Here is a 17,361-nt window from a genome sequence, read left to right as displayed (position 1 = left end):
ATGTCCGATTTCCGTCCCGATCAGATCGAGCCCAAGTGGCAGGCCTACTGGCAAAAGAACAAGACCTTTAAGGTCGAAGAGGACCTCAGCAAACCCTCCTTCTTTGTGCTCGATATGTTTCCCTATCCCTCGGGCTCCGGGCTGCACGTGGGACACGTCGAGGGCTACACCGCCACCGACATCATGGCGCGCTTTAAGCGGGCCCGCGGCTTCGACGTGCTCCACCCCATGGGCTGGGATGCCTTCGGTCTGCCGGCCGAGCAGCACGCCATCAACACCGGCACCCATCCCCGCGACACCACCGTCGAAAACATCGCGACCTTTAAGGGCCAGCTCCAGGCGCTGGGCTTTGCCTACGACTGGGATCGGGAGATCAACACCACCGACCCCGATTACTACCGCTGGACCCAGTGGATCTTCCTCAAACTCTACGAGCAGGGCCTGGCGTACATCGCCGAGGTCCCCGTGAACTGGTGCCCGGCGCTCGGCACCGTGCTCGCCAATGAAGAGGTCATCGACGGGCGCAGCGAGCGCGGCAGCCACCCGGTCATCCGCAAGCCCATGCGCCAGTGGATGCTCAAGATCACCGCCTACGCCGAGCGCCTCCTCGACGACCTCGAGCTGATCGACTGGCCCGACCACCTCAAAGACATGCAGCGCAACTGGATCGGGCGCTCCCAGGGCGCCGAGGTCGACTTCAAGGTCGACGCCGCCTCCGCCAACGGGCTCGATGCCAACATCCGCGTCTTCACCACGCGCCCCGACACCCTCTTTGGCGCCACCTACATGGTGCTCGCCCCCGAACACCCCCTGGTCGACGACCTGGCCAGCGACGCCCAGCGCGACGCTGTGATCGCCTACCGCGACGAGGCCGCCACCAAGAGCGAACTCCAGCGTACCGAACTCCAAAAAGAGAAAACCGGGGTCTTCACCGGCGCCTACGCCATCAACCCGGTCAACGGCGCGCGCATCCCCATCTGGATCGCCGACTACGTGCTCTGGGGCTACGGCACCGGCGCCATCATGGCCGTACCCGGCCACGATGAGCGCGACTGGGAGTTTGCGAAAGCCCACGACATCGCCATCGTCGAGGTCATCGCCGGCGGTGACGTCACCCAGGCCGCGCATACCGGCGACGGCGAGCTGGTGAACTCCGACTTCCTCAACGGCAAGGCGGTGGCTGACGCCAAGAAGACCATCATCGCCTGGCTCGAAGAGCGCGGGCTGGGGCAGGGCACCATCAACTACAAGCTGCGCGACTGGCTCTTTAGCCGCCAGCGCTACTGGGGCGAGCCTTTCCCCATCCTCCATCGCGAAGACGGCCAGGTCGTGCCCCTTCCCGAAGAGCAGCTTCCGCTGACGCTCCCCGATGTGGAGCGCTACCAGCCCAGCGGCACCGGGGAATCCCCCCTGGCCACCATCGACGCGTGGGTCAACACCGTCGATCCCCGTGACGGCACCCCGGCGCGTCGCGAAACCAACACCATGCCGCAGTGGGCCGGCTCCTGCTGGTATTACCTGCGCTACATCGACCCCCATAACGACGAAGCCCCCGTCGACCCCGAGAAAGAAAAGCGCTGGATGCCGGTCGACCTCTACGTCGGCGGCGCCGAGCACGCCGTGCTCCACCTGCTTTACGCCCGCTTCTGGCACAAGGTGCTCTACGACATCGGCGTCGTCTCCACCCCGGAGCCTTTCCAGCGCGTTGTGAACCAGGGCATGATCCTGGGTGTCACCTACCAGTACTTCACCTCCCCCGAGGGCGAGGCCCTCTCCTACAAAGAGGTGGGCGCGCGCACCGATCTCTCGCCAGCGACCATCCCCGCCGACCAGGTCGAGTGGAAGAACGAGGTCCCCTTCCACCCCGAGCACGGCGTTGAACTCGAAGAAATCGTCGAGAAGATGTCGAAGTCGCGCGGAAACGTCGTCAACCCCGACGACGTGATCGCCGAGTACGGCGCCGACAGCCTGCGTCTCTACGAGATGTTCATGGGCCCGCTCGAGCAGACCAAGCCCTGGAACCCCCGCGGGGTCAGCGGTGTGCACCGCTTCCTCTCCCGCGTCTGGCGCCTGACCGCGGCCGAGGAGGGCCTGAGCGACACCATCGTCGACGCCGAGCCGACCGACGACATGCTCCGGCACCTGCACCGCACCATCAAGAAGGTCACCGAGGACACCGAGGCGCTTCACTACAACACCGCCATCGCCGCGATGATGGAGTACGTGAATTTCCTCTACAAACTCGACACTGTACCCCGCGCCCTGATCGCGCCCCTGGTTCAGATGCTCGCTCCCTACGCGCCCCACACCGCCGAAGAGCTCTGGGAGCGCTTAGGGCACGAGTCCTCGGTCATCAACCACCTCTGGCCCACCTACGAGGAGAAGTGGCTGGAAGACGACTCCTACGAGCTCGCCGTCCAGGTGATGGGCAAGCTCCGCGGCGAGATCACCGTCCCCAAAGATGCCGACGAGGAGGCGGTGGTGGCGCTCGCCAGGCAGAATGAGAAGGTCGAGGAGCATCTGGCCGGCAAGACCATTCGCCGCGTCATCTTCGTGCCCGGTCGCATCCTGAACTTCGTGGCGAACTGAGCCTGCGCGGTGGCGACGCTGCCGGGCCGCCGCGATGGCGAGGCCCGGCGGTGAGCCCGGCAGGGTAGAGCGCCCAAAAAGAGCCGGAGGCCTTAAGGTCTCCGGCTTTTTTTATGCGCGCCAGGCCAGGCTCGCCTTCGGCGCGCGGCAAGGGGCGCTCCCACCAGATCGAGCGTGGCGCAGGGGCCGCCGCGCCTTAAAACGCCCCGGCGAGTGTCGACAGGAGGGCGGCCGAGCCCAAAACGCGCGAGTGGCGCTCGTTGGCGTGGTTTCGCGCGTGAGAGGGGGAGCGCATCCGGCCACCCGACGTTCTTTAGCCCTAAAACCCGAGATCCCCCCTCGATCCTGACGTGGTGTGGCGTCTCCGCGTGTGATCGACGCTCGTCGCCGCGTTTTCAGTCGGGGCGTGGCCCTGGCGAGCGTGGTGGGAATGGGTTCGCTTTCGAGAACGCGCGCCGGGCGGCCGAGCACGGGTTTTCAGTTCCGAAAACGCGTGATCGGCGGGCGCGCACGCGACTTCCGTTGCGAAAGCGCGCGAGCGACGCCTGCTCGCGCCTTGAACGCCGTGACGAGCCGCCGGCGAAACTTCACACGCGCCCTTGAGCTTTGGAGGCTCTTTGCTAGGCTCATCCCCATACCCGAGGACGTCAGCCGTACGGGGGCCCTTTTGCGGCTCGCAGGTGTTCTGTGCGCGTGGTCGCGCGCGGAGCAGAGGCGCATCATCTGCTTTTGGAAACAGGAGTCTGTGATGAGCAACAAAGTGGGAAAGACGGTGGAGAATCGTGTGAACTGGGGCCGGTGGGTGGTCTCCTCCATTCGCATTCACGGGGAGGAGGTCGCCACCAGGCTCGGCGGTCAGATGGGCTTTGAGGCCCCGGAGTGGAGGCGCTTCATGGATGGTCAGGGGGACTCGCTGAGCGAACTCACCGAGCGCCTCTGGCAGAAAGAGGCCGAGCTGGCCGGGGAGCGTGCCGACGATGTCGAGCACCGCACGGCCCGCGACGAGGCCGCCGGCCGGGTGTTGGCGATGCTCTCGCGCACGCGCTCGCTCTTGGAGGCTGGCGACTCGGCGCAGGTACGTCGCTTTGGTCTCGACGGCGAGCTGCCCCGTCACCCCAAAGCGCTGGAGTCCTTCGGGCAGAACGTGGCAAAGATGCTCCACGAAGCCGACCTGACCTTTGAGGCGATGGGCCTGAGCATCGCGACCCGCGAGCTCGCCGCTACCCTGCAATCCCCGATCGACGTGCTGCGCAAGGAGTTGGTGACGCTCAACGAGGAGGAGCGCAAAGCTGAGCGCCTGCTCACCGAGCGCGACGCGTTGATCGAGGACTGGTCGCGCATCTACCAGGCGGTCGCCGCCATCATGGAACAACTCTACCGCCTGGCGGGCCACGACGAGCTCGCCCGCCGCGTGCGTCCCACGGCCCACAGCGCGCTGGGCGTCGTCTCGCCAGGGGCGGGCGGTGAGCCCGACGCCCCGGCGTCTCCGGGGGCCGCGGAGCCGCCGGCGCCGCAGCCGGAGGGCGTGGAGTAACGCTCGGTAGCACCAAACCCAAAACACCAGCGGGCCGCCGGAGTTCATTCCGGCGGCCCGCTGGCGTTTGGTCGTTCTCGCGGGCGTGTCAGTCTGCCGCGTGGGCGCGGCGGGGGCTGGGACGGAAGACCTCGCCAGACCTCGCTACATAAGAGCCTTCTCGGTGGTCTGACGTGAGGTGGCGAACCCTTGGTGGGGAGGCGCGAGACCCGTGAGCGCGCGCGGCGGCGTCGGGGCCTGTGACTGGGAGCGGGGTGCCCCCCACAGGGGCTGGGGGGCACGCAGGTCGGCGTCATGGTGGGGGACGCCGGCCGTCTTACAATGCCGGTTAGCGCGGCACGCTCTGCAAAGGGTAGGGCTCAAGATGCTCGACCATGGCCCCGTCGCCGAGCTCGCCAAAGAGGTTGAAGCCTTTGCAATGCGCGCGCCCCTCGGGGTCGAGCACGCAGAGGTGCCATTGCCCCAGGCTTACCTGGGTCACCTCGACATCCAGCGAGAGCTGATAAAAGTCACTGATGTAGGGCTGGCCTCCCTCGGTAATCAAGGCGCTCCGGTTATCGCCCGCGCAGCTCACCTGACCCTCACGGAGAGCGCAGACCGTATCGGCGTAGAGCTCCATGTCCTCCCACGCTCCGCTCAGAATCATGGGCTCGGTGGCTGTGGAACTCGTAAAAGGCCCCCCGAAGAACCCCCGGGAACCCCAACAATGCACTTCTCCCTCGCTCGTTCGCGCGCAGGTCGTGACGTTGCCGGCCTCCACCTCCACGTAGGTCGCTTCCGAGGCGATGGTCTGCGCTTCACCCCACTCCTGAGTGGCCGCGCGCCCCAGCTGGCCATAGGCGTTGTTGCCCCAGCAGCGAATCTCTCCGCCCGCGGTGAGGCCACAGCTGTGGTAGAAGCCCGCCGACACCGAGACATAGTCGGAGCGTTCTTCGACGCGGCGAGGACGGCCGGCATAGAGATTCGGGTTCATGCCCACTTCTCCGTAGTAGTTGTTTCCCCAGCACCAGATCTCTCCGGACCCGGCCACCCCACAGCCGTGATTGAGGTTGAGAGAGATCTCCTGAAAGCTCCGATATCCCTGGTCCATGACCATCGGATCCAGGAGTCCGAGAGAGGGGTGGTTCAGTCCCAGCCCCTGGGATGAGTTGGCCCCCCAGCACATGGCCTCGCTACGGTTCTCACCGCTGAACACAAGGCCGCAGCCCGTCATGCCGCCCAGAGCAAGCTCCGTAGGCTGCCACGGCTGGAGGTCGCTGGGGACGCTGATACTTCCGGATTCCGTCGACTGCATCTGCTTCTCTTCATTTCTTCCCCAGCACTTCCAGCGATGGTCATCCAGTAGTTGTCCACAGTTGCTGAAGTAGCTGGTGACCAGTTTCGAGAACCGGGCCTCCCCGCGTACCGGGCGCAGGGGATGGCCCGTGACCTGACGGCCGTCGCCGACTTGCGCGGTATCGTTGCGGCCCCAACACCAGATCTCGCCATCGGTGTCGAGCCCACAGGTAGTATCATCACTCAGCTCCACCGCCTGCCATCGGTGTTCCCCGATGACCTTCGCCGGCTCGGCATGTCTGCTTTTGACCCCGTGTCCCAGCTGCCCGTGGACATTCACGCCCCAGCACCACAACTCCTCAGTGGTCGAGAGGCCGCACACCCCGTAGGGGCTCATCTCCACGTGGCTCAGCGCGGGCACTTCGGGCACGCGGGTGGGATCGTAGAGTTCAATGTTGGGGAGAAACCCGATGTTGCCGGTCGCATTTTGGCCCCAGCAGTACGGTTCTCCGTTGTTCAATACGGCGCATGCCGCGAGCACCGAGACGGCCACACTCTGCGCGCGTCCCGGCAATACAATGCGCTCCGGGCGCGGAATGTTGGACTCTTCTCGCCTGGGGTTGACCACGCCATTCCGGTTGTTCCCCCAGCAGTACACCTTCCCGCTCTCGGTCAACGCGCACGTGTTGCTGCTGTTGAGAGCCATCGCGTCGATAGCTTCGTCGATCGCGATCTTGAAGGGCCACGCGATGCTCACGCCGGCTCCCTCGCCGATCGCCCCTTCGACGTTGTTTCCCCAGCAGTGCATCTCGCCTTCATGGCTCAGAGCGCAGCTATGCTGACGTCCCACGGCCACCTTCGCGATCCCCTCCAACTCTCCCACCCGCAGCGGATTGGGCACAAGATCGGCGCCCTCCATGCCGGCTTGGTTCCCGCGGTTATCTCCCCAGCAGTAGACCCTCCCGCGACGATCGGCGGCGCAGGCGTGGCTGTAGGTCAGGGCGATATCGACAATGTCGGAGAGCCCCGTTCGTCGTGTAGGCTCTTCGAACACCATGCCGGTGGGGCTTTCCGAACGGATGAGGCCTTCAGTGTTGGCGCCCCAGCAATACACCTCTCCCTCCCAGTTCAGGGCGCAGGTCCTGCCGTACGAAAGGCTGACCTTGCGCCAGCGCTCGTAGCGCACCTCCACGTCGACCACCTGCTCCAGGTCTTCGAAGCGCACCTCCACCTGAGCACTCCCCTCGCCAGCGCCGCGCAGCTCTCCTCCGGCTTCGATGGCGACCACGCTCGGGTCGTGCGACGTCCACACCACATCGGCCAAAAGCTCGGGCGCATTGACGGGGGCGCCATGCCTGTCGAAGAAACGCACCTCCAACGGGCGCCTTTCGCCCTGAACCAGGTGCAGCGTGGCGGGCTCCACACGGATCTCCTCCACTCGCCAGCCGGGCCCATCATCGTCGACGACCACCAGCGGTGGTTCCTGCGGTGGCGGATCACCACACCCCCAGAGAAGGCTGCCCACGACCAGAACACAGGGACCACTCAATGACCTGAATATTCTCACGTTAACCTCGATAATAGTGCGCCTCTTACGCTTCGGCGCACGATAAAAATCAAATTCACCTGCCATGCCTCAGGGGAGGTCGTGGCGGGGGCGATACAGGCTCGACGCTCTCTGCTCCCAACCGGCCGCGCGTAAAACCAGGCACGTTGGACCATCCCCGACGGCGTCGCTCGCACACCGGAGGGCCGTAACGAAGCCCCCGCGTCTACGGCGTTGTCAAAGGATGAATGACAGGCTGATAGTTCACCCGTCTGTGGGGTGTCAAATGGTGTCGTGCTTTGTGTCTTAGGGGCGTGCGGGCCCGCGCCTCGCTTCGATGTCACCCCGGGGTGTCGAGGTGCATTCACCCCGGCGAAGCTCGTCGACGAGGTCCGCGGCCGGGGGCAGGGGAGGGCGACCCGGGGACGCGTCGGGATGACGACTCGCCAGACCTCCACCAGCACGCTCCCGCGGAGGGCCACCGCCGGAGCTCGGTGGACGCCATCGTGTCCGGATGGACGGTGGGCTCGGCACCGGGGGCGGGCCCTGGCCCGAAAGCCTGCGAAGCTCCGAAATGCCCCATGGCTCCCGCTCCTTTTATAGAGAGGCAGGCCCCCAACGCCATGCGTCGTCGTCATGACGCCCCTTCACCCCCGAGGAGTTCTGATGAACCTTGAATTTTCCGCCGCGAAGAGCGCGGCTACCCTGGCTGTTCCCGGCTCCGGAACGGTCGTCGCCCGCATCGACTTTCGCGAAGACGAGCACGGCGTCTTCCTCGACTACCTCTGGACCAACCCGATGTTCCGCGGGCAGGGCTACGCTCGCCAGATGCTCAACGCGTTCGCGGAGTTTGTGCGCTCTTCGGGCAAGGGCATCACGCCCCTCTGTGGCGTGGCTCGCGCCATGATGCAGGGCGATCCACGCTACGACGATCTTCTCCCCCAAAACTTCGGTGAGTCCCCGGGGTGAGGGGGGCTTCACCACGTTGGATGAGGGGGAGGGCGAGTGAACCCTGAGCTTTGGTCGGGCTCCGCACAGGGTTGGGTTTCGGGGCGTGGAGGCTCCTCAGAGCTGACGCGATGCGTCACGTTTTAGGCGCCTCGTTGCCTCCCGCACTCCCTTGTCCGCGCGCTCGAGCGTGTGTTAGTTCTGCCCCCAATGATAGCCGACCGAACCGCGCGTCGCTTGCGCGCGGACGGATGCCCTCACCGGCATGCGCTCAGCCCCTTTCCGATTCGACAAACGTCGTACGCCCGCACTGGAGGTGAAGTGGTGGAACCTACACAGCAAGGTAACCTGAGCCCGTCCAAACAGACCGCGACCCAGGGGGCCGGCTCCCCGCGTAAGAACGCTCCGTACCACGGGCTCAGCAAAGAAGAGCTCGTGGATATGTTTCGCGTCATCTACACCTCGCGAAAACTCGACGACGCCGAGATCAATCTGAAGCGTCAGCAGAAGATTTACTTCCAGATCTCGGGCGCGGGCCACGAAGCCGTCCTCGTGGCGGCGGCCAGGGTGCTCAAGCCCACCTACGATTGGTTCTACCCTTATTACCGTGACCGGGCCCTCTGCGTGGGCCTGGGCATGACTCCGGTGGAGGTCCTGGCCGAAGCCGTGGGCTCCTCCGAGGACCCCAACTCCGGCGGGCGCCAGATGCCCGCCCACTGGGGCCACAAAGACCTCAACATCGTCAGCCAGTCCTCCTGCACCGGCACTCAGATGCTCCAGGCCGCCGGTGCTGCTCAGGTCGCCCGCATCATGGAAGCGGTCGAAGGCCTCAAAGAGCGCACCGACCAGTACACCGGCGATGAGATCGTCTACGTCTCCATCGGCGATGGCGCCACCAGTGAAGGGGAGTTCTGGGAGGCCATCAACACCGCCAGTAACATGAAGTTGCCGGTGATGTTCATGGTCGAAGACAACGGCTACGCCATCAGCGTGCCCGTGAGCGTGCAGACCGCCGGCGGCTCCATCTCCAAAGCCTGCGCCGGGTTTGAGAACCTCTTCATCACCGAGTTCGACGGCTGTGACCCGGTGGAGAGCTACGCCAAACTCCAGGAAGCTGCCGACTACATCCGCAGTGGAAAGGGCCCGGCGCTTATCCACGCCCACGTCGTGCGCCCCTACAGCCACTCGATGTCCGACGACGAAAAGCTCTACAAGACCGATGAAGAGCGCGAAGTCGAAGCCAAACGCGACCCGGTCACCAGCTATCCGGCCTGGCTCATCAGCGAAGGGATCGCCACCGAAGACGAAGTGGCCCAGGTCCGCGCCGAAGTCGAAGCCACGATCCGACAGGCCGTCGATGACGCCCTCGCGCTCCCCACGCCGCACCCCGATACCGCCCTCGACTACGTGTACTCCCCCGACGTCGACCCCACCTCTGCCGATTTCGAGACGGCTCCGGTCTACGCCGAGGACGCTCAAGAAACCACGATGGTCGACCTCATCAACGATGCCCTGCGTACCGAAATGCGCAGAGACCCCTCCATCGTCGTCTTTGGCGAAGACGTCGCCGACGTCACTCGCGAAGAACTTTTGGGCAAGGTCAAAGGTAAAGGGGGCGTCTTCAAGGTCACCCACCGCCTCCAGGAAGAGTTCGGCGGTGCGCGCGTCTTCAACAGCCCCCTGGCCGAAGCCAACATCATCGGCCGGGCCATCGGGATGGCCACCCGGGGCTTAAAGCCCGTGGTCGAGATTCAGTTCTACGACTACATCTGGCCGGCCTACATGCAGCTCAAAAACGAGCTCTCCAACATCCGCTGGCGCTCCAACAACAACTTCAAGGCTCCCGTCGTGGTCCGCGTCCCGATTGGCGGGTACCTCAAGGGCGGCGCTCCCTACCACAGCCAGTCCGGCGTGACGCTCTTCACCCACGTGCCCGGCCTGCGCGTTGTGATGCCCTCCAACGCTGAAGACGCCAACGGCCTGCTGCGCACGGCCATCCGCTCCGACGATCCCGTGATGTTTCTGGAGCACAAGCACCTCTACCGCCAGACCTATAATAAGGGCCGTAACCCGGGCCCCGACTACATGATCCCCTTTGGCAAGGCCAACATCGTTCAGGAGGGCACCGACCTGACGATCGTCACCTACGGCGCGCTCGTCGAACGCAGCCGCCGCGCCGCCAAACTCCACCCTGACCTCAGCGTCGAGATCCTCGACCTTCGTACGTTGAGCCCCTACGACTGGGACGCCATCAGCGACTCGGTCAAAAAGACCAACAAGGTCATCGTCGCCTACGAAGACAACATGAGCTGGGGCTACGGGACCGAAATCGCCACCCGCATCGCCGACGAACTCTTCGAGTACCTCGACGGTCCGGTGCGACGCGTGGCGGCCCTCGACAGCTTCGTGGCCTACCACCCCGATCTCGAAGATCGCATTCTGCCTCAGATCGAGGACCTGGCCGACGCCATCGAGTCGCTGGCGAAGTACTGAGATAGAGCAGGGCGCGCAGCCATATCGTTGATGTGAGCCGGGAGCTTTTGCTCCCGGCTTATTTTGTATCCGCCGAGTTCTTCCAGGCATCTGTTCAGGCGCGAACCTTTTCACTCACTGAATTCCGGTGGACCCCTTGATGAACGCCTCTCCTTACCTGCGTGTCGCGCTGCTGATCGCCGCCGCAACCCTCGTCGCATTGCTTCTGGTGCTCCTTCACTCCACCGCCTGGCTCGCCAGCCTGGGAGGCTCGCTTGAGGGAGAGCGCCTCGAACGTGCGATGGCGTCGCCCAACTGGAGCGCGGAGGAGAACATCTTTCTCAACCCCGTTGAGACCTCGGTGATGGAGCCCGGCGGCACCTGGGAGACGACCCGCGGCTGGTTCTCCAAACCAGCCGACTCCGTCCCGTCGCGCGAACTCCCCACGAACTCACCCGACCTCGCGTCCCCTCCTGTAAGCGGCCTGCGCCTGACCTGGCTTGGCCACTCCTCGACCCTGCTGGAGATCGACGGGGTGCGCCTTCTCCTGGATCCCGTCTTCTCCGAGCGCGCTTCCCCTTCCACCATCCTGGGGCCCAAACGCTTTCATCCCCTGGTCATCCAGCCGGACGAACTTCCCACGCTCGATGCGGTGATCATCTCCCATGATCACTACGATCACCTCGATATGCAGGCGGTTAAAGACCTTTTGCACCTGAGCGACGCGCTCTTTCTCGTCCCGCTGGGAGTAGGCGCACATCTTGAGCGCTGGGGCGTGCCCGACGAACGCATCGTGGAACTGAATTGGTGGGATGAACATGACATCAAGGGCCTGACCATCGCCGCGACCCCCTCGCGCCACTTCACCGGACGCGGTCTCTTCGACCGGTTTGAAACTCTCTGGGCATCCTGGACCTTCGTCGGCCCTGAACACCGCGTCTTCTTCAGTGGCGACACCGGCTTCTTCGATGGGTTTAAGGACATCGCAAAGCGCTACGGCCCTTTCGACATCGCCATGTATGAGATCGGCGCGTACCACCCGGCCTGGGGGCAGATTCACCTGGGGCCAGAGGGCGCGCTCGACGCGTTTGAGAGCATGGACGCTGCCATCGTCATGCCCATCCACTGGGGAAGCTTCGATCTGGGGATGCACAGCTGGACCGAGCCCATTGAGACCTTTGTTTCGCTGGCCGAAGAGCGCGGTCATCAATGGGTGACCCCGGCCCCCGGCGCTTCGGTTGAGCCGGGAGTCACAGAGCCTCGCTCGCCATGGTGGCGCATCAACGATCCTTAACGACCAGAGACTTGAGCGGCGGTGTCGCCAGGATAGGGTAGGGGCTCTAACCTCAAACGCCGACGAGTTCTCTGCAGGGGCGACGTCGCAACCACCGGATTTCGTATGCGACACTCTCGTGCTCTTGCTGCTCTTTTGGTCGCTTCGGCCGTGCTGCTCTTCTCGTCCTGTGACGAGCCGTCAAACCCCACGCAAGAGCCCTTCGATGCGGGCGCATCCAGCGATGCCGATGCCGTCGACGCGTCCTTCACTGATACAGCTCCCCCCGCACCCGACGCCGAAGCCCCCTCGGACGCCGAAATCGACACCGCTGATAGCGCGCCCGACCTGCCTGACGACTGCCCTGCCGCGGAGTCTGAGGGGATTAGCGCCCTGCTCGGAGGGGGCGAAGAGGGCCAAACCCTCGTGATCTGCGGCCGCGGCTTCGGTACACAGGGGCCCACCACTTTCTTTCTTGAGGACTTCGAAGCAGGGCAGGCCGGAGCGTCTCTTCAAACCGACGCCACCCGGGGCCAGTGGCTTGATCCTAAGGGAACCTACGTCGACGACGACGCGCTCTCCGGGATAAACGCGCTGCTGGTCGCCGATCACATCGAGACCGAGGGGCGCGGCGTCAGTGCCGTGCTCGGTTTTCCCGATGACCAGGGCGACTTCGGCCTGAAGCACTTCAACGAATTCTTCGTGCACTGGTCGATGCGCGACCTGGGGGACTTCCCCGGCCACGATTCCAGCCCCACCTCCTTCTCTTCCGACTCCAGCGCCAAAGACATCTGGGTGATGTACGGCGATCGCGGCGACAACTACGACTATTCTTGCTCTCGGGGCAGCTGCAACGGAAACGACATCGTCCTGGCAACCCATACGGGCCAGGGAAGTTTCAAACATGACGGCAATAACACCAACTCAAACTGGTGGATTGGCGGCTACTGGGCCTTTCAACAGTGGAATACCCTCTCCACCTACCTCAAAATCAACCCCGAAGACCCCTACGGGGCGACGACCGGGGTCTTCGAACACCTCAGCGCAGGGCAGGGCGTCTATCGCAGCACCTACAACGAAGGGGTGTTGCGTGAAGATCTCACCGAGATCCCTCCGGTCTGGGATCGCCTCAAGTTTGGCGCCTGGTACCGCACCGCCGGCGATGTTCGCCGCCTTATGGACGAGATCTACGTCGCCGTTGGGCCCGGTGCCGCAGCCCGCGTCGAGGTGGCCAATGCCCCCAACTTCGATGAAGCCACCCGCGTCATCATCTCGCCGGTGAACGCCTGGACGGACACTCGCATCGAGGTGGATCTTCGACTCGCTGACCTCGCCACCAGCGACGAAGAACTCTATCTCTTTGTCGTGGATGCTCACCACCGGCGTAGCGCTGGTGTGGCGCTCTCGCGTTAGTCCTTCAGCCGGTGGGCCACCGAGCCCGCACTCCTGACCGGGCGCGGCCACTCCTCAATGCTCATCGAGCTCGAGGGGCCGCACGTTCTTCTGGCCCCGGTCTTCGCCCACACCTACGGCCTCGTCGACCTGGCCACGTTTGAAATCGGCGCCTATCACCCATCCTCGGGCCAGGTGCACCTTAGCTCCCCTGGGCGCACTCGATGCTGCCGGGCCGATGAATGCCTCGCTCATCATGCCCATCCACTGGTGCACCTTCGATCTCGGCCTCCACGGCTGGACGGACCCCACCGAAACCTTCGCTCACGAGGCGGATGCACGCGGTCTGCGCTGGACCGCGCACGCTCCGGGGGCTCCGTCGAACCCGGAAGGCTGGAGCCTCGCCAGCCCTGGTGGCGATGACGCGTGCCGATGAGTCGCCGATCACAGAGCCCGGGCCCTCGCTGCCTTGGGCGTTCTCACCAGAGGTGTGGTACATCGCGAGGCATTCGCCGGCTTGAACCGCGCACCAGCTGTCTTATCCTCGCCGCGTCATCGTCTGCTACTGATGATCTCACTGACCTCTCCACTGGAGTTTGTATGTTTCGTCAGCCCCTGACATGGACCTTCACGCTTACCGCGACCGCAGCGCTGACCTTGTCGGTGACGGCCTGCAAGTCGACCCTCCCCGATGAGTCTCCCGCCGAAACGACCACGGCCGCGGTCAATCTCTCCGAGTTGGCGGCGCACGAACAGGTCGGCTACCTCCTGCCCTCGGACACCATGGTGGTCGCCGGGTATCACATCGAACTCTTCCGGGAGTTCCGGCAAACCTCGCCAGTGCCCCAGAACCTGGCCCGCTCCCTGGTCCTCGACCTCCCCCTGGTCGTGGACATCCTCACCCACGATGAGGGGCCTGAGCCCCTGGCCGGTCTCAACCCCGAGGGTACCCTCTATCTGGCTACCTCCCGCGCCGGCTTTGAACCCGCCATCGACAGCCTCCGCGTCGGTAGCCCCGAACTTCTGGCGACGGCGGAGCTTGGCCTTCCCGAAACCTTCCACCTGCGGGCTCTGCTCCCAGTCTCCGATGCCGAGGCGGCGCTCACTCAGATTCAAAACGCCCAACTTACGAACATCCGCGCTGTCTCCCGGGGCGACTTCCTGGTCATCGACTTCGCTGCTGGCATCATCGAGCCGGACGTCATCGCCTGGGATGAGAGTTCGCCGATCACCGAAGGCCTCCCGGATACCGCCAGCGCCGCCTGGTCGGCATTTGCCTCGCGCAACGCCCCCTTCGCCCTCTACGCCCCCATCGAAGGCCTCTTCGACCAACTCGCCCTCATCGAACTCAGCTCTACTTTGCTTGCCCCTCGTACCGCTACCGAGCAGGCGCAGATGAAAGCGATCTACGCGTCCGAACTCTCGCAGATCGCTCAGGAGTTTAGCTTCGACAGCCCCGAGGTCGCTGAGTCCGAAGACCTCGCGCTGATCCTCTCGTTCTCGCAATCGTCGCTGACACTGGATGCGGTCGCCAGCCTCACCGAGTACGGACAGTCGCTGGTGGATGCCCTCGCTCAAGCGGCGCCGATGCGCGCGCGCACCGGCGCCCGGCCCGTGCTCGACCTGCGCTTTGGTCTCGATCTCTCCGCCGCAATCGCAAAACACACCACCCCTCGCTGGGCTGACGATGTTCAGGGCATGGATGACGCCAGCTTCGCCCGCATGCTCGAAGGCCAGACCCGGGACTCCGCCTGGGGCTTCCCCCTGGGAGTCATCCGCTCGCCAATCACCGGCTACGCGCTCTTCGATCGTTTCCTCGGTCAGCATACGACCCCCGCTGAGTTCGCCCTGGTGCGCGGCTTCTGGATGCAGATCCTCGACGCCCGTGACTCTGAACTCGTTACGGCACTCTCGCTGAACTTGCCCGCCGATGCGCCTCAAGCCTCGTTTGAAGACTTCGCAAAGGTCGCGCTGCGCCCCCTGGGAGAGCCCCTCGAAATGAATGTCGTGGAACGGGCGCAGGGTATTGAATTCCAGGCCTCCACCGCGGCTCCCGTCGATTCGATCTTCGCCTCACAGGATATCAGCGTTGAGCCGGGCCTTGACCTCTACCTTAACCTCGAACGCACCTTCTCCCTCATGCAGAGCATCCAGGGAGAGGGGGGCCTTAACCCGATGCAGATGATGATTTTTGGGGCCATCGCCAGCAGCGGCCTCACCGAGGTCTTTACGCACGCCAGCTTCGCCCCGGGACAGGGGCTGGTCCGACTGCAATGGGGCGGAGGCTCCCTGAAACTGCCGCCCCCCGTCGACGGGGCGCGTGCCCCTCGCGCGCTGAACGCCGCCGATCCCTGCCTCTTCACCGCGCGTGAGTGGTCCATCCTCGGCCTGAGTGAGTTTTCCGCGTTGCGTGACCCCGCCACCGAAGCTCCCGCCCTGGCTCAGGAACTCAGCGGCGCCCTGGATGCCCTGGCTGCTCAGTGTACCGACCCGAGCGCTCGGGAGCGGGTCTCCACGCTTGCCGAAGACTGGCGCGTGATGACCCCCTGAGCCTTATCACTCAAGGTCAGCGGAGTACGTTGTACCCTGGAAAGATGAGGCCCCCTGCTCGGTGAGAGCAGGGGGCCTCTTGGTTTGATGCATCAAGTGTCCGCACAAGCACTCCGCGCTGGCTCGAACCGCCACCGGGGGGAGCTTTCCACACCACTCCTCTTTCCTGTGCATGTCTGTGGTGTTAGGCTCCCCTTATTACGCTGTGAGCAGATGGTGATGTCGCTGGATGCGACATCGAGAGTGACGCCGGGCAAGGCGCGAAACTTCAGGCGATGCTTTTGTATCGTCGAGACTTCGCATCCCCGCTTGGTAGCGCTCTCGATCGAGCAGACGTGATATCAACGATAGCTCAAAGCGTATGAATCTCTCCACACGTCGTATCGCTGGGGGACTACTAGCAGTCGCCACCTCGTGCCGTCGCGGTGGGCTCTTGTGACGTACCGTCCATTCATCTCGCACATCCAACGAGAGGAGTCAGTGATGCATGATCTTCTTCGCTCCTACCTCAAAGGTAGGTTGCTCCCCACCGGGCGTCGCCTCTTCGCACTCGAAGCGATCGCAAAGGCCGCCCAAAACCTCAATGACCAGGCGCTCGTCAGCCGCTGTCTGGAGGCTCAGCGTCTCAACCGCAAGACCCGTCGCATTGAGATGATCTACCGATCTCAACGTAGCCAACGCAGCAAAGCCCGGGGCAACTCCGTTCAACTCGACGCTGAGATCGGTACCATCCTCAGCGCCATGTGCAGTGTCGCGGAAGGACATAGCTTCAGCAGCGATGCCGTCGCGGAGCTCGCGACCGAGTTCGTCGTCGAGGTCGCTCCCGACGGCCGCGCCGCGCTCACCCGGCAGAACTTCGAGACCCAGCTCGCAGATGCAGAGGCGCTCCTGGATCGTTTTGACTCCGACCTCGCCCCTCACATCTCGGAGCTCGGCCTGGAAAGGCATCTCAAGCAGTTGCGAGAGGTCGTCCCCAGGTTCGCCCGGGAACTCGCTCATGAGGCTCCCAGGAAGCTCTCTCACGAGGAAGTTCAGGCCGCTCAAGCCATGGGCCGTGAAGCCTTCGCCTCCGTGATCTTCCTGGTGCTGGGGACCTACGCCGATGATGCCGATACCCGGCAGCTCTTGCTCAGCGAGTACCATCGCCAGGATCGCTTCGCCGCGGAGAGCTACCGGCGCCACCGCAGCGTAACCGACGTCGACCCGCATACCGGGGACGATATCGCGTCGAGCCCCGACGCCGGGGAACCCGCGGTGCTTTCCCCCCCGCACGAACAGCTGCATTGACCCCCTGCCTCCCGTGACGGCACACAGGCAACAGAGCAGAGGTCGCAGCCCCACGAATAGCAAAGCTATTCGTGGGGCTTTTTGCTGCGCCCCCGCGCACTCGCCAGCCGCACCCCTCCATGGTCACCTCCCCCCGTCTCTCTCAGCTCATCCCCGTGCGTTTTTTTTGTTTTGTCGCTCCAGGCTCCTCGTGAGCCTTGAACTGCATCGGCGCAGACCGGCCGAGCCTGTGAAAAACCCAGTCGGCCACGAGATTTGAGTCAGCGAGCCTGTGAAAAACCCAGTCGGCCACGAGATTTGAGTCAGCGAGCCTGTGAAAAACCCAGTCGGCCACGAGATTTGAGTCAACGAGCCTGTGAAAAACCCGGTCGGCCACGAGATTTGAGTCAGCGAGCCTGTGAAAAACCCGGACGGCCACGAGATTTGAGTCAGCGAGCGCCTGGAAACCGTCGAGGGGCGGCGGATTCGCGTCACGCGGCCCCGCGTGCCCGGTCT

At 64.3% G+C, this 17,361-nt stretch carries 10 protein-coding genes; 8 read left to right on the top strand and 2 right to left on the bottom strand.

Going from position 1 to position 17,361, the window contains the following annotated elements:
• A complete protein-coding gene (leuS, locus tag DL240_RS00295; protein ID WP_111727856.1) occupies positions 1–2,589 on the top strand; it encodes a leucine--tRNA ligase in 2,589 nt (862 codons plus the stop codon).
• 748 nt (positions 2,590–3,337) lie between these two features.
• A complete protein-coding gene (locus DL240_RS00290; protein WP_111727855.1) occupies positions 3,338–4,123 on the top strand; it encodes a hypothetical protein in 786 nt (261 codons plus the stop codon).
• 328 nt (positions 4,124–4,451) lie between these two features.
• On the opposite strand, the gene DL240_RS00285 is transcribed toward DL240_RS00290, so the two are convergent.
• On the bottom strand, positions 4,452–6,923 hold the full coding sequence (locus DL240_RS00285; RefSeq protein WP_158542252.1) for a hypothetical protein: 2,472 nt from the start codon (positions 6,921–6,923) through the stop codon (positions 4,452–4,454).
• Positions 6,924–7,610: 687 nt separating this feature from the next.
• Between DL240_RS00285 and DL240_RS00280 the strand changes: the two genes are divergently transcribed.
• The 4 genes from DL240_RS00280 (at position 7,611) to DL240_RS00265 (ending at position 13,050) form a co-directional block, all read left to right on the top strand.
• Positions 7,611–7,913 (top strand): GNAT family N-acetyltransferase, encoded by a 303-nt coding sequence (locus DL240_RS00280; RefSeq protein ID WP_158542251.1) that lies wholly within the window; start codon positions 7,611–7,613, stop codon positions 7,911–7,913.
• Between the two features lie 300 nt (positions 7,914–8,213).
• Positions 8,214–10,385 carry an alpha-ketoacid dehydrogenase subunit alpha/beta gene (locus tag DL240_RS00275; protein WP_430673499.1) on the top strand — a complete coding sequence of 724 codons (2,172 nt, stop codon included), beginning with the start codon at positions 8,214–8,216 and terminating at the stop codon, positions 10,383–10,385.
• A 139-nt stretch (positions 10,386–10,524) separates the two neighbouring features.
• Positions 10,525–11,658 (top strand): MBL fold metallo-hydrolase, encoded by a 1,134-nt coding sequence (locus DL240_RS00270; protein ID WP_111727851.1) that lies wholly within the window; start codon positions 10,525–10,527, stop codon positions 11,656–11,658.
• A gap of 105 nt (positions 11,659–11,763) precedes the next feature.
• Positions 11,764–13,050, top strand: coding sequence for a hypothetical protein (locus DL240_RS00265; protein ID WP_111727850.1), 1,287 nt, complete (start codon positions 11,764–11,766; stop codon positions 13,048–13,050).
• 54 nt (positions 13,051–13,104) lie between these two features.
• On the opposite strand, the gene DL240_RS00260 is transcribed toward DL240_RS00265, so the two are convergent.
• Positions 13,105–13,284, bottom strand: coding sequence for a hypothetical protein (locus tag DL240_RS00260; protein ID WP_158542250.1), 180 nt, complete (start codon positions 13,282–13,284; stop codon positions 13,105–13,107).
• Positions 13,285–13,629: 345 nt separating this feature from the next.
• Between DL240_RS00260 and DL240_RS00255 the strand changes: the two genes are divergently transcribed.
• Positions 13,630–15,579, top strand: coding sequence for a hypothetical protein (locus DL240_RS00255; protein ID WP_111727848.1), 1,950 nt, complete (start codon positions 13,630–13,632; stop codon positions 15,577–15,579).
• 483 nt (positions 15,580–16,062) lie between these two features.
• Complete coding sequence (locus DL240_RS00250) at positions 16,063–16,866, top strand: hypothetical protein (protein ID WP_111727847.1); 804 nt, start codon at positions 16,063–16,065, stop codon at positions 16,864–16,866.
• Positions 16,867–17,361: the final 495 nt, after the last annotated feature.

This window comes from Lujinxingia litoralis (genome assembly GCF_003260125.1).
GTDB classification, from domain to species: Bacteria; Myxococcota_A; Bradymonadia; order Bradymonadales; family Bradymonadaceae; genus Lujinxingia; species Lujinxingia litoralis.
The sequence above is the reverse complement of the archived record's forward strand: the minus strand, read 5'-3'. Positions and strand labels throughout refer to the sequence as shown.